The sequence below is a fragment of the Amycolatopsis kentuckyensis genome (assembly GCF_041679295.1).
In the GTDB taxonomy this organism is placed as follows: Bacteria; Actinomycetota; Actinomycetes; order Mycobacteriales; family Pseudonocardiaceae; genus Amycolatopsis; species Amycolatopsis kentuckyensis_A.
In genome coordinates, this window is sequence record NZ_JBGDMD010000002.1 from 347,879 (window position 1) to 361,899 (window position 14,021).

Genomic DNA, 14,021 nt, shown 5'->3' on the forward strand with positions numbered 1-14,021 from the left:
GCACCGCACAAGCAGTACCGAGGAGGGGAGCGCCGATGCCCACTGTCAAGATCAACGCCCGCGACATCATCATCCAGGTCGCCGAGACGAACGGCACCACCTGGACGCCGATCGGGGGCCTCAACTCCGCCGTGCCCAACGCCGGCGAGAACGAAGAGGTCGTCGACACCACGACGTTCGACTCGGCGGGCAACTACGAGCAGGAGGTCATCCAGCGCGGCGCGACGCTCGCCCTGGAGGGGTTCCTGCTGAAGGACCCCGCGAACGGCGCGCAGGACCCGGGGCAGGCCCGCGTCGAAGCGCTGGCCACGCAGGTCGGGTTCGCCAGCGTCGGCAAGATCCGCTTCCGGCACCCGGTGGACACGCAGTGGAAGGTCTGGAACGCGACCTTCAGCCTCGGCGAGCACGGCGGCGGCAACAACGACAAGTACGCCTGGGTCGCCACGGTCACCCGGTCCGGCCCGTCGACCACCGTCGCCGTCAGCGCGAGCGTGGCGGAGGACGGCGAATGACCGAGCCGACCGGCATCGCCGACGACCAGCTCACCGTCGACTACGACTTCGACGAAGCCTGGCGCGAGCGCAAGGCGGCCCGCGTGGCGCCGCGCATCCGCATCCTCGGCAAGGTCTACACGCTGCCGCATTCGTTGCCCGCCAAGCTGATCCTGTTCGCGGTGTCCGCGCGCAAGAACGGCCGGTCCGCCACCGACGAGGTCAGCGCCGAAGAGGCGTTCGACATGCTGTCGGCGCTGCTGGGCGAGCAGAACCTGGTCGACATCCTCAACCGCGGCCTGGAGATCGACGACCTGCCCGACGTCCTGGGCACGTGCCAGCAGCTCTACCAGAACCGCCAGCAGGCCCCGGGAAACGGGCAGGCCCCCGCGGCGAGCGTGGCGGGGGCGACGGCGAACACGCCATCCGCCTGATCCTGCGCCACTGGCGGCTGCTCTACGCGGACTGGCGGCGCGAGTACGGCCGCGACCTGATGGCCGACCTCGACGCCGGCCTGTCCTGGTGGGAGTTCGCCGCGCTCGTTTCCGGGCTGTCGCCGGAAAGCGTGTGGCGCCAGGTGACCAAGGACGAGCCGGTCGAGGTCGACGGGGAGACGGCCCGCTCGGTGATCGGCAACCTGTAGGGAGGGGGTGTGCGATGGCGTTGACGGTCGGGGACTTCACCGCGAACCTGAGCATCAACGACGAGCAGTTCAAGGCCGTGCTCGGCGAGATGCAGAAGAAGTTCGACGAAGCCAAGAACAACATGCTCAAGAGCGCCGACGAATGGGGCGCGGGGGTATCGGATCGGCTGAGCAAATCGCACGGACCGGTGGTCGGCACCGCCGCGAGCATCGGGATCCAGGCCGCGACGGCACTGGGCGGCGGCTTGCTGTCCATCCTCAGCGGACCCGTGATCGCGTTGCTGGGCCAGGGAATCCAAGCCGGGCTGAACGCGGCGCTCGGCTTCATCTCCCAGAACTTCCAGCCCGCGCTCGCCGCGGTGTCGGGGTTCATCACGGGCACGGTCGTCCCGGCCTTCCAGAGCCTCGGCAACTGGATAGCCGCGAACAAGACACCGATCATGATCATCGGCGGCACGCTCCTCACGTTCTTCTTGCCCGCGCTGGTCCAAGTCGGGATCCAGGCCGCGATAGCCGCGGCCGGGATGGTCGCTTCGTTCGCCACGATGGCAGCCGGGGCGGTGGCCTCGGGAGCCACCGCCGTCGGGGCGTGGATAGCCATGTCCGCGCAGGCGACGTGGAGCGCCGCGAAGTCCGTGGCCGCGGGGGTCGCCGCGGCCTTCCAGTGGGGCGTGATGGGCTGGGCCGCGCTCGCGTCCGCCGCCCAGACGGTCGCCGCCTGGGTGATGATGACCGTCGCGGGCGAGACGCAGACCGCGCAGTTCCTCACGCAGGTGGCGACGAAGATCGCGGGCTGGGTGTCGATGGGCGTGACCGCGTTGGCCAGCGCGGCGCAGGTCGTCGCCGCCTGGGTGATGACGGGGGTGCAAGCGGTCGTCACGGTCGCGCAGTTCGTCGCGCAGGTCGCGGTGACCGTCGCCCAGTGGGCGCTGATGGGGCTCAGCGCGCTGGCCAGCGCCGCCCAGGTCGTCGCCGCGTGGGTGATGATGGGTGTCGAGTCACTGATCGCCGCCGCCAAGATGGCCGCGGCCTGGCTCCTCGCCATGGGGCCGATCCCGATCATCATCGCCGCCGTCGTCGGGCTCGTCGCGTTGATCATCGCCAACTGGGACACCATCGTCGCCTGGACCAAGGCCGCCTTCCAGGCCATCTGGGACTTCCTCAAGATGGTGTGGAACGCGATCGTCTCGGCGATCCAGGTCGCGATCAACGGCGTAATGGCCGCGATCGGCTGGCTCGGCCAGCTGCCCGGCATGGTCATGGGCTGGTTCGGCTCGATCTTCAATGGCGCCGTCGGCAAGCTCGGCGAGCTGGTGTCCTGGCTCGGTGGCCTGCCCGGGATGATCCTGCGCGCGCTGGGCAACCTCGGCAACCTGCTGCTCGACGTCGGCGCGTCGATCCTCGAAGGGCTCTGGAACGGCCTCAAGAACGCGGCGAACTGGATCAAGGACAAGATCATCGGGCTGATCAAGGACATCATCCCCGGCCCGATCAAGTCGATCCTCGGCATCAACTCGCCGTCGAAGGTGGCGGCCGAGCTCGGCCGCTGGGTGCCGCTCGGGCTCGCGCAGGGCATCGAGCAGACCAGTGGCGCGGTGGCGAGGGCGTCCACCCAGCTGGCCGGCCTGGTGGCGAGCCGGCTCGACGACCTCGCGGCCCCGCGGGTCCCGGCCCTCGCCGGCGCCGGCTTCGCGGCGGACGCGACCCGGCCGGAGCGGGCCGTGGTGCACATCGAGAACTTCCACGCCACGCCCAGCCAGACCCCGGCCGACATCGCGGGCGACCTGGACTGGATGTCCCGAGGGGGTGGCTGAGTGAGCGCGGGGGACCTGATCACCGCCGACGGCCAGCTGGAGTGGCGGGGCACGCTGCTCGGCTCGGGCAGCCCGTTCCGGATGACGAAGCTGGAGGGCTGGCTCGACCTGCCGGAGATGCGCGCCGACAACCCCGACCGGCCCGGCCGCCACGGCGGGTTCCAGGGCAACCAGCTGGCCGGGCAGCGCACGGTCACGTTGTCGTACCTGGTCAAGGGCGTGCCGGTGGCGGACTTCGGCGCGGTCGTCACGACGCTGCGGACGATCACCGCGCCGGCGGAACGGCCGCTGGAGGAGCCGCTCGTCGTCCGGCTCGACGGCGAGAGCTGGCTTTCCAACGCCCGGTGCGTCCGGCGGACGATCAACGTCGAGAAGTACTACGCGCTCGGCTACACGACCGGCGCGATCCAGTGGCAGGCCACGGATCCGCGGCTGTACTCGGTCGCCGAGCAGCGCGACGTCACCGCGCTGCCGTCGCCCCCGGCCGACGGGCTGCCGTTCCCGCTGACCTTCCCGCTGGTGTTCGGGCAGGGCAAGCAGGGCGGCCGGCTGCGCGCGGTCAACTCCGGCGGCGCGGCCAGCTGGCCGGTGTGGGAGATCCGCGGCCCGGTCACCGGCCCGGTGATCGCCAACCGCGACACCGGCGAACGGCTGGTGTTCGACAACACCTTCACCGTCGGGGACGAGCAGGTGCTGACCATCGACACCGACGCGCGGACGGTGCTGCTCAACGGCGTCAACCGGAGCGACAAGCTGCTCACCCGCGGCTGGTTCCCGATCCCCGCGAACGCCGCGGTCCAGGTCGACTTCACCGCCGCGTCCTACGACCCGAAGGCGTCGCTCACCGGGCGCTGGCGGCACGCCATCATCTGACTCGAGGGGGAAAACCATGGCCGAGCGCAACTCGTGGGCCGTGTCCGACTCGCCGAACGGCGTCATCACCACCGAAGACGCGCGGCTGGCGGTGAGCGCGGCCGTGCAGTCCGGCCCGAGCCCGGTGCTGTCCCGCAACGGCATCCGGCCGGCGAACGGCGATCCCGGCAAGGTAGCGGCGGCGTCGCCGACGCCGGACGCGACGGTGACCGTGCAGCCGTTCCAGATGTTCATGCGCGCGAGCCGCGGGGTCGGCAGCTACGTGCAGACGCTGGACGCCGTGAAGACGCTGGACCTGCTCAAGGACAACCCGGCGCACTCGTCCAACGCGCGGATCGACCTGATCGTCGCGCAGCAGACGGACAAGTTCTACGGCGACACGACCAACGGGTTCGTGGTCAAGCAGATCGTCGGCGACCCGACGACGTCGCAGGAGCCGACCCCCACCGGCGACTACATGCTGCTGGCGAGCGTGCGGATCCCGGCCGGCGCCAAGTCGATCGCCCCGGAGCAGATCCAGGACCGCCGGCCCGGCTGGGTGGTCGGGCTCGGCGGGGTCATGCCGAGTAAGGGCGTCGATGACCGCAACGGCACCCACAGCTACAACGGCCTCACCACCTACCGGCAGGACCGCCGCTGGCTGGAGATCAACGACGGCGAGAAGTGGCGGGTGCCGAGCATCCCCGTGTGCACGTCGCTGGCCGACATCCGCGCGATGGTCACCGACCCGCTGCCCGGCCAGCTCGTGTTCAGCACGCAGGACAACCTGGTCTACCGGTGGAACGGCGCGGACTGGATCGGCTCGGTCGCGACGGGCGGCGGCGCGATCGGCACCACTCCGACGGCCACCCGGCACGAGGCCCGTTACGAGGTCCGCGGCAACGTGCAGACCTTCCCGGTGCAGGCGAACACCCGGAGCCGGTTCCCGACCATGGTCTACGGGTCGCCGGACGTCACGACCTCGGCGAGCAACGACGTGTTCACGCTCAACCGGGCCGGGATCTGGACCATCACCGCCAGCTTCCGCACGACCGCCCCGCTGGGCTCCGGCGAGTACCACACCTACATGGCGATCACCGACGGTGCCAACGTCGAGATCCGGTACGCGAACACGATGTCGCGCTGGTTCGCCACCTCGCCGGGCACGATGAGCACCGCCACGACGAACTTCTTCAACGCCGGGGCGACGGTGAGCGTGGTCTTCTGGAGCGACAGCGCGAACCGGACCCACGACACGGGCTGGGCCAACGTCAACCACGTCTCGCTGACCTGGCTGCGGGCCTGAGATGGACCCCGTCCACACCTACCTGATCGCCGACCTCATGACGAACCGGACGCTGGCCGAGGTGCCGCTCACCGGCGTCAAGTACTCGAAGAAGCTCGGCGCGTCCGGGACGCTGTCGGCGACGCTGAGCCTGGGCGACGCGCGGATCAGCGCGATCGACCCGTACGACCTGAGCACGCCGGGCCGCCGCGTGGTCTACGTGCTGCGCGACAGCCGCCCGGTGTGGGGCGGGCTGGTGTGGACGCGGAAGTTCGACTCGGGCTCGCAGCAGATCTCCCTGGGGTGCGGGGACTTCTGGTCGTACTTCGAGCACCGCAAGGTGCTGCCGGTGCTCCCGGCTGCCGCGTTCGACGACCCGCACTTCGTGGCCCGGCAGAAGGTCGAGTGGAAGAACACCGACCAGAACACGATCGCGCGCAACCTGGTCACGCTGGCCCAGTCCCACCCCGGCGGCGACATCGGCGTCACGTTCCCCGACCGCGAGCTCTCCGGCATCCGGCTCGACCGGACGTACTTCGGCTACCAGAACGCGAGCGTCGGCGACGCGCTGCGCAAGCTCTCCCAGCTCTACGACGGCCCGGACATGATGTTCGACGTCGGCCCGCCCGACCGCGACGGCCGGCCGACGCGGCTGCTCCGGCTCGGCACGCCGCGGCTCGGGCAGCAGGGCTCGGCGCACGTCTGGGAGTACGGCGGGAACCTGCTCGGCTACGGCTGGCCGTCGGACGGCACCCGGATGGCCACCCGGACGTTCGCCTCCGGCGACGGGATCGAGAGCGGCATGCTCGTCGCCGTCGCGGAGGACCGCGACCGCTACCGGGACGGCTGGCCGCTGCTGGAGACCGAGTACGGCTACAGCTCGGTCACCGACCCGGACCAGCTGGCCTCGCACGCGCTGTCGGACCAGGCGGTGAGCCGGCTGCCGGTCGTGCTGCCGACGCTGACCGTCCACGGTGGACTCCCGCCGACCGTCGCCGAGATCGGGATGGGCGACGACGCCCGGGTGATCATCAAGGACGACTTCCACGCCGGCGGGATCGACACGCTGATGCGGATCGTCGCGCTCGACGTCACTGTCGGCGACGACGGGCGCGAAGGCGTGGTCCTGACCATGAACCCCCTGTTGGAGGACGTGGCCTGATGGCACAGATCAACCAGCCGTCCAGCATCGTCGACCAGGTCGTCGCGCTGCGCCGGGAGGTCGACGAGCTGCGCAAGCGCGTCGGCATCGGCAACGCGACCATCTCCGGCGGCACGTTCACCGTGCAGGACAACGGCGTGATCCGGATGGTCGACGCCGACGGGCACACCATCCTCTACTTCGGGCCGGGCGGCGACGGCAAGCAGATCATCCGGATCCGCCGCGACGGCGGCTCGGACGTGATGTACACCTACACGACCGACAGCGGGCGGCAGTTCTGGGCGCTGACCGACGGCAACAGCAGCATCGTCGCCTCCGACGACGCCGCGTCCGGGTCCGGCCTCGCCCGGCCGTGGATCCCGGTGTCGTTCGAGCAGGTGCGGTTCGCGAACATGCCGTCGGTGACCAACGCGTCGTTCGAAACGGTCTGGGAGGCGAACTTCCCGAAGACCCACCCGTTCATCCAGCTGTTCACCGTCGAAGGCTGCGACAACGCGACGAACGGAGAGGGCCAGATCGTCATCACCGACTCGCACGGGAACTCGCGGGTCGCCGCTTCGTGGACGCTCGGGCCGGGCCTCGGCCGCAACTACCGCGGGCCGTACGCCCTGCCCGGCCAGCCGTACGACGGCGAGGTGCGGGTCGCGGTGAACTGGCGCCGCAGCAGCGGGTCCGGCAACGTCTACGCGGTCGCGATGGACGCCGTCCAGCGCCAGACCTGAGCCCGGACCTACGCTGGGGGGCATGAACCGTCTCGCGAGCGCGACCAGCCCGTACCTGCTCCAGCACGCGGGCAACCCGGTCGACTGGTGGCAGTGGGGTCCCGACGCGCTGGCCGAGGCGCGCCGGCGGAACGTGCCGATCCTGCTTTCCGTGGGGTACGCGGCGTGCCACTGGTGCCACGTCATGGCGCACGAGTCGTTCGAAGACGCGGAAACCGCCGCCGTGATGAACGAGCACTTCGTCAACATCAAGGTGGACCGCGAGGAGCGGCCGGACATCGACGCCGTGTACATGGCGGCCACGCAGGCGATGACCGGGCAGGGCGGCTGGCCGATGACGTGCTTCCTGACCCCGGACGGCGAGCCGTTCCACTGCGGCACCTACTACCCGCCGTCGCCACGGCCGGGCATGCCGTCGTTCCGGCAGCTCCTGACCGCCGTCGCCGAGGCGTGGGGGGAGCGGCCGGTCGAACTCCTGGACGGCGCGAAGCAGATCGTCGCGCACATCGCCGAGCAGACCGGCCCCCTTCAAGAGTCCATTGTGGACGAAGCTGTGCTCGCCGGCGCGGTCGCGAAGCTGCAGCAGGAGGCGGACCCGGTCAACGGCGGCTTCGGCCGGGCGCCGAAGTTCCCGCCGTCGATGGTGCTGGAGTTCCTGCTGCGCCACCACGAGCGCACGGGTTCTGCGGTCGCGCTGTCCCTTGTGGACCAGACGGCCGAGGCGATGGCCCGCGGCGGGCTGTACGACCAGCTGGCGGGCGGTTTCGCGCGGTACTCCGTGGACGCCGAGTGGATCGTGCCGCACTTCGAGAAGATGTTGTACGACAACGCGTTGCTGCTGCGGTTCTACGCCCACCTGTGGCGGCGGACCGGTTCGGCGACGGCGCTGCGCGTCACATCGGGGACGGCGCAGTTCCTCTTCGACGCCTTGCGCACGCCCGAGGACGGCTTCGCGTCTTCGCTGGACGCGGACACCGACGGCGTCGAAGGCCTGACGTACGTCTGGACGCCGGAACAGCTGCGTGAGGTGGTCGGCGACGACTCCGCGGCTTCGTTGTTCGGTGTCACCGAAGAGGGGACGTTCGAGGAGGGCGCCTCGACGTTGCGCTTGTTCGGCGACCTGCCGGAATCCCTGCGCGTCCAGCTCCTGGAGGCGCGGGCGAAGCGGCCGCAGCCGGGGCGTGACGACAAGGTGATCGCGTCCTGGAACGGCCTGGCGATCACGGCGCTGGCCGAGGCGGGGGTCGCGCTGGATCGTCCACAGTGGATCGACTGGGCGGTCTCGGTGGCCGAGTTGCTGCTGCGGGTGCACGTCGTCGACGGCCGGTTGCGACGCAGTTCGCGCGACGGCGTCGTCGGCGAGTCGGCCGGGGTGCTGGAGGACTACGCCTGCGTCGCCGACGGGTTCCTCGCCCTGCACCAGGCGACCGGGGACGCGAAGTGGCTCACGGAAGCGACCCGGCTGCTGGACCTGGCGCTGGCGCACTTCGCGTCCCCGGACGTCCCGGGCGCGTACTTCGACACCGCCGACGACGCCGAGGCGCTGGTCCAGCGCCCGGCCGACCCGGGCGACAACGCGAGCCCGGCCGGGGCGTCCGCGCTGGCGGGGGCGCTGCTGACGGCGTCGGCGCTGGCCGGCCACGATTCCTCGCGGTACCGCGAGGCCGCCGAGCAGGCGATCCGGCGGGTCGGCGTGCTGGCCGCGCGCGTGCCGCGGTTCGCCGGGCACTGGCTGTCGGTGGCCGAGGCGGCCCATGCCGGCCCGGTGCAGGTGGCGGTGGTCGGCGCGGACCCGGCGTTGCGGCTGGCCGCGGCGCGGGGCGTGCACGGCGGCGGCATCGTGCTGGCCGGCGAGCCGGACGCGCCGGGCGTCCCGCTGCTGGCGGACCGGCCGCTGGTGGCCGGCTCGCCCGCGGCGTACGTCTGCCGCGGGTACGTGTGCGACCGGCCGGTGACCTCCGCCGAGGAGCTGGCGGCTCAGCTCTGAGTGAACGACCTGCTGTTCCACCGGTATTCGGCGTAGCGTCAGTAGCGTTGTAATCATGTAATCGCGGAGGTGGCGACCATGGGACGAGGCTGGCGAGGTAGCCGAGGCTGGCAGCAGGCGGAAGTGCCCCCGGCGGACGACGCGGCGGCCTGGTTCGGCGGGCGCCTGCCCGACGGCTGGTTCACCGGCGCCCCGGAGGTGACGGTCGACCGCGAGGAGATCATCGTGGTCGGCGAGCTCCCGGCGCTGACGGAGGAGTACGCGGACGACGCGGCCCGCGCGGCGGCCGAGGAGGGCCGCATCAGCCGCTACCGCGAGGAGACGCGCGACGAGCGCATCGAGATCGCGAGGCAGGCGGAGCACCGCTACCAGCGCAAGGTGGCGTGGGGCGCGAAGCTGGGCGGCACGAAGGCGTTGTTCACGACGCATTCGGCGCCGGTGATGACCCGGCTTCGCCAGCCGGAGCGCCTGGTGCTGGACACGCTGGTGGACGCGGGCGTGGCCCGTTCGCGCTCGGACGCGCTGGCGTGGGCGGTCCGGCTGGTGGGCGAGCACGCGGACAGCTGGCTGGGCGACCTGCGGGAAGCGATGAGCAAGGTCGACGACCTGCGCTCCAAGGGGCCCGACCTGGCCTGACCCACAGCTGTCGTGAGTGAGAAACAGGGTTCTGACCCTGTTTCTCACTCACGACGGTCTTGGCCTGGACCCGGGTGCACGCCTAGAGTTCGTCGTGCCACGGTCCGTGCCGTGGTTCCGCCGTCGCAGTGGTCTTTCCCGTGAAGGAAGGCGTCCATGGACGGCAGGTTCACCCGGCGGCAGCTGATCAAGGGCACGCTCGCGGTTTCCCTCGTACCGGCGATCCCGCTCGAGCGCCGCTACCGCGTCGACGTTCCCACCCTCCCGTGGCCGGCGGCGAACGACATCGTGGCGGCCACCACCATCCCCACCTTCCCGGACCGGAGCTTCCCGATCACCGGTTACGGCGCGAAGAACGACGGCAAGACCGACAACACCGCGGCGATCGGCAAAGCGATCGCCGCCTGCGCCGCGGCCGGCGGCGGCCACGTGGTCGTGCCCGGCGGCACCTTCCTCACCGGCGCGATCCACCTGAAGAGCGGCGTCGACCTGCACCTGGAGAAGGGCGCGGTGCTCAAGTTCAGCGGCGACGCCTCGAAGTTCCCGAACGTGCTGACGCGCTACGAGGGCATCGAATGCGTCAACCGGTCGCCGATGATCTACGCCCACGGGCAGAAGAACATCGGCCTGACCGGCAGCGGCACGCTCGACGCGGCGGCGACGTCGTCGTGGAACAAGGGCAGCGACCGCGCCTACCTGGAAACGCTGGTGGCCAAGGGAACCCCGCCGGAGAAGCGCGTCGTGCCGGGGTCCGGGCACACCATGCGCTCGGCGTTCGTCGAGCCGTACGCCTGCGAGAACGTGCTGCTCCAAGGCGTCACGCTGAAGAACTCCATGTTCTGGCAGCTGCACCCGACGCTGTGCCGCAACGTCACCGTCGACGGCGTCAGCACCGATTCCAGCACCGCGCACTCCAACACCGACGGCTGCGACCCCGAGTCGTGCGACCACGTCGTCATCGCGAACTGCACCCTCGGCGCGCACGACGACAACATCGCGATCAAGTCCGGCCGCGACGCCGACGGGCGGCGGGTGAACGTCCCGTGCCAGAACCTCGTCGTCGTGAACTGCGTGATGAACGGCAACTGGGGCGCGATCACCTGCGGCAGCGAGCAGACCGGCGGCATCCGGAACGTCTACGCGTACCGGCTCACCGTGAAGGGGGACACGAAGTTCGCGCTGTACGTGAAGTCGAACACGCTGCGTGGCGGGTTCTCGGAGAACATCAACCTCGACAGTGTTTCCGGCACCTTCGCGAGGAACTTCGTGTACGTGACGTCGACCTACAACAGCCAGACTGGGAGCTACGTCCCGTCGTTCGGGCCGTTCACGATCGGCAACTGCTCGAGCACGAAGATCGTGGGCAAGACGTTCGACGTCAGCGGGTTGTCGAACGCCCACGTGCACGGGTTCACCGTGGCGAACTCCACGTTTGAGGGCGTGTCCGACACGTCGAACACGCTGAAGTACGTGGACAACGCCAAGTTCACGAACGTGACGGTCAACGGCAGGCCGATCTGAACCTGCGCGATCGGCGCGGCTGCGGCAGGCTTACTACCAACGAGTAGGAAGCCTGCCGTCAGTCCTTTCCGGAGGTAGCCGTGGACGTTCCCGAAGTGCCCTCGAAGGTGGATCCGGACGCGCTGACCACCGTCCTCGACGGCCGCTGGGCCGAGCTGCGCCGCGGGGTCCGCGCGCAGATGGCCGGCGCGGAGTTCCGGGACCCGGTGGACCTCGGCGTCGAAGCGCACCGCGCCCAGGTGCTCGACCAGCTGCGCGCGCTCGCCGAAACCGACCGCCCCGGCCTGGGTTTCGACCCGGCGTACGGCGGCGGTGGCGACGTCGGCGGCTCGGTGACGTCGTTCGAGCTGCTCGGCTACGGCGACCTGTCGCTGATGGTGAAGGCCGGTGTCCAATGGGGACTGTTCGGTGGCGCCGTCCAGCTGCTCGGCACCGAGCGCCACCACGCGCGGTACCTGCGCGAGATCATGGACCTGCGCCTGCTCGGCTGCTTCGCGATGACCGAGCACGGCCACGGTTCCGACGTCCAGCACCTGCGCACGACGGCGACCTTCACCGGCGGCGGGTTCGTCGTGCACACCCCGGACGCCATGGCGCAGAAGGAATACATCGGCAACGCGGCCCGTGACGGCCGGATGGCGGTCGTGTTCGCGCAGCTGGTCACCGGCGGGGAATCCCGCGGCGTGCACGCGTTCATGGTGCCGATCCGGGACGAGTCCGGCGCGCCGATGCCCGGAGTGTCCATCGAGGACTGTGGTCCGAAGGCGGGCCTGAACGGTGTCGACAACGGACGGTTGAGCTTCGACAACGTCCGGGTGCCCCGCGAGGCGCTGCTGAACCGCTTCGGGGACGTCGCCGAGGACGGGACGTACTCGAGCCCGATCGAGAGCGACAGCCGCCGGTTCTTCACGATGCTGGGCACGCTGATCCGCGGCCGGGTGAGCGTCGGGGGCAGCGCGGGAAGCGCGACGAAGCGCGCGCTGGCGTTGGCGATCCGCTACGGCGAGCAGCGTCGTCAGTTCGCGACACCGGACGGCGACGAGGTCGTCATCCTCGACTACCTCGGGCACCAGCGGAAGCTGCTGCCGGCGCTGGCGAAGACGTACGCGTTGCACTTCGCGCAGGAAGAGCTGGTGTCGAAGCTGCACGACATCGACTCGTCGGCGCCGGAGGAGGAGCAGCGCGAGCTGGAGTCGCGCGCGGCCGGGCTGAAAGCGCTGAACACGTGGCACGCGACGGCGACGATCCAGGCGGCGCGCGAGGCCTGCGGCGGCGCGGGCTACCTCGCGGAGAACATCCTCCCGGGCCTGAAGGCCGACACGGACGTCTTCACGACGTTCGAAGGCGACAACACGGTACTGCTGCAGCTGGTCGCGAAGGGCTTGCTGACCAGCTACAAGCAGGACTTCGAGGACCTCTCGCCGCTGGCGACGGCCCGGTTCGTCACCGACCAGGTGGTCAGCTCGATCCTGGAGCGGACCTCGGTGCGCAAGGCGCTCGAATCGCTCACCGAAGGGTCCGACTCGGACGTCTTCTTCCGCCGCGAGTGGCAGTTGAGGCTGTTCGAAGACCGCGAGGAGCACGTGGTCGAGGGCGTGGCGAAGCGCCTGCGCAAAGCGGCTTCGGACCCGTTCGGGGTGTTCAACGCGGCGCAGGACCACGTGCTGCGCGCGGGCCGCGTCCACGTGGAGCGCCTGGTGCTGGAGGCGTTCGCCGCGGCGGTGGAGCGCTGCGAGGACCCGGACGCCCGAGCACTGCTGGAGCGCGTCTGCGACCTGTACGCCCTGTCGGCGATCGAGGAGGACCTGGCCTGGTTCCTGGGCCACGGCCGCCTGACGGCGTCGCGCGGCAAGGCCGTGACCGCGGCGGTGAACGGCCTGTGCGCCCAGCTGCGCCCCCACGCCCGGGCGCTGGTGGACGCGTTCGCCATCCCGGACCAGTTCCTGGCGGCGCCGATGCTGCGGGCCTGACGACGGGGGTGGCCGGTGTCGGGAACCGGCCACCCCCGCGCGTTCGTCAGGACCGGCGGTGCTTCTTGCCCTCGTCGTCGGTCACTTCGAACTGTTCCTTGCGGACCTTGCCGGAGACGGTCTGCTCGTCGGTGACGGTCTCCTTGCGCAGCCGTGCCCGTTCGACCGGCACGGTTTCCTTGCGCACGACGGGTTTCTCGGCGTGCAGGACGACGTCCTGCTCGGCCTCGCCGATGTCGGTCCCGCCCTGGCCGTCCTTGATCGGCTCGCGCTCGATGCGCACCTCTTCGTGCCGCACGGGGACGGTGACCTGCTGCTCTTCGGTGACGACGTACTTGCGCAGCCGCACGTGCCCGGTCTCGACCTGCTCGGTGCCGACGTTCAGCCGCTCCTCGGACCGGGTCATGGCGTCCTTGTCGGACCTCCCGCGGGTCCCGGCGTCCATGCCGGCGCGGCCGCGGCCACCCATGGCGGGATCCCGGCCCTGGGTCCGGTCCCCCATCCGATCGCCCATCCGCCCGTCCGGCGACGTCCGCGGCACGGGCAGGCCGTAGTGCTGGTAGAGCTGGGTGCTTTCCTCGGGGGAGAGGTGCCCGTCGGCGTCGATGCGCGGCGCGTCCGAGACGGCGTCCTTGTCGACCTGGACGTGCACGCCGTCCTTGTCGGTGTGCGCGCCGGAGAGCGGGACGAAGCTCTCCTTGGTGCCGAAGAGGCCGGTCTTGACGGTGATCCACTCCGGCTGGTGGGTGGCGTCGGCGAGGTAGACGTTGCCGACCTTCCCGAGCTTGTTCCCGGCCGGGTCGACCACGGCACTGTCGATGAGCTCCTGGGGCTGCATGGTCTTGGCCATCGCGGTGCTGCTCCTTTCGCGCGTCGGTGCTGGTAGAAGCCACCGTGGAACGCGGTGGTGATCACGGCAACCGTCGTGGTGTCCCCGT

Annotated in this window: 13 protein-coding genes; 12 read left to right on the forward strand and 1 reads right to left on the reverse strand. The window is 70.5% G+C overall.

Features of this window, described 5'->3' with window-relative positions; translation table 11 throughout:
- Positions 1-35 precede the first annotated feature (35 nt).
- From ACERZO_RS07700 to ACERZO_RS07755, 12 genes are all read left to right on the forward strand, one after another.
- Complete coding sequence (locus ACERZO_RS07700; RefSeq protein WP_372663717.1) at positions 36-512, forward strand: phage tail tube protein; 477 nt, start codon at positions 36-38, stop codon at positions 510-512.
- Complete coding sequence (locus ACERZO_RS07705; RefSeq protein WP_372663719.1) at positions 509-925, forward strand: hypothetical protein; 417 nt, start codon at positions 509-511, stop codon at positions 923-925. Before ACERZO_RS07700 ends, ACERZO_RS07705 begins: the two co-directional genes overlap by 4 nt.
- A gap of 59 nt (positions 926-984) precedes the next feature.
- A complete protein-coding gene (locus ACERZO_RS07710) occupies positions 985-1,134 on the forward strand; it encodes a hypothetical protein (protein ID WP_372663721.1) in 150 nt (49 codons plus the stop codon).
- Positions 1,135-1,148: 14 nt separating this feature from the next.
- Positions 1,149-2,948, forward strand: a complete 1,800-nt coding sequence (locus ACERZO_RS07715; RefSeq protein WP_372663723.1) for a phage tail protein — start codon at positions 1,149-1,151, stop codon at positions 2,946-2,948.
- Entirely contained in the window at positions 2,949-3,821 is an 873-nt protein-coding gene (locus ACERZO_RS07720; RefSeq protein ID WP_372663725.1) for a phage distal tail protein, read from the forward strand.
- A 16-nt stretch (positions 3,822-3,837) separates the two neighbouring features.
- On the forward strand, positions 3,838-5,106 hold the full coding sequence (locus ACERZO_RS07725) for a hypothetical protein (protein WP_372663727.1): 1,269 nt from the start codon (positions 3,838-3,840) through the stop codon (positions 5,104-5,106).
- Position 5,107: 1 nt separating this feature from the next.
- A complete protein-coding gene (locus tag ACERZO_RS07730) occupies positions 5,108-6,247 on the forward strand; it encodes a hypothetical protein (RefSeq protein ID WP_372663729.1) in 1,140 nt (379 codons plus the stop codon).
- Positions 6,247-6,969 (forward strand): hypothetical protein, encoded by a 723-nt coding sequence (locus ACERZO_RS07735; RefSeq protein WP_372663731.1) that lies wholly within the window; start codon positions 6,247-6,249, stop codon positions 6,967-6,969. Before ACERZO_RS07730 ends, ACERZO_RS07735 begins: the two co-directional genes overlap by 1 nt.
- A gap of 22 nt (positions 6,970-6,991) precedes the next feature.
- A complete protein-coding gene (locus tag ACERZO_RS07740) occupies positions 6,992-8,956 on the forward strand; it encodes a thioredoxin domain-containing protein (RefSeq protein ID WP_372663733.1) in 1,965 nt (654 codons plus the stop codon).
- Between the two features lie 78 nt (positions 8,957-9,034).
- Positions 9,035-9,592 (forward strand): hypothetical protein, encoded by a 558-nt coding sequence (locus tag ACERZO_RS07745; RefSeq protein ID WP_372663735.1) that lies wholly within the window; start codon positions 9,035-9,037, stop codon positions 9,590-9,592.
- A gap of 156 nt (positions 9,593-9,748) precedes the next feature.
- Complete coding sequence (locus ACERZO_RS07750; RefSeq protein WP_372663737.1) at positions 9,749-11,113, forward strand: glycoside hydrolase family 28 protein; 1,365 nt, start codon at positions 9,749-9,751, stop codon at positions 11,111-11,113.
- Positions 11,114-11,193: 80 nt separating this feature from the next.
- A complete protein-coding gene (locus tag ACERZO_RS07755) occupies positions 11,194-13,083 on the forward strand; it encodes an acyl-CoA dehydrogenase family protein (protein WP_372663739.1) in 1,890 nt (629 codons plus the stop codon).
- A gap of 46 nt (positions 13,084-13,129) precedes the next feature.
- On the opposite strand, the gene ACERZO_RS07760 is transcribed toward ACERZO_RS07755, so the two are convergent.
- Positions 13,130-13,933 (reverse strand): DUF2382 domain-containing protein, encoded by an 804-nt coding sequence (locus tag ACERZO_RS07760; RefSeq protein ID WP_372663742.1) that lies wholly within the window; start codon positions 13,931-13,933, stop codon positions 13,130-13,132.
- Positions 13,934-14,021: the final 88 nt, after the last annotated feature.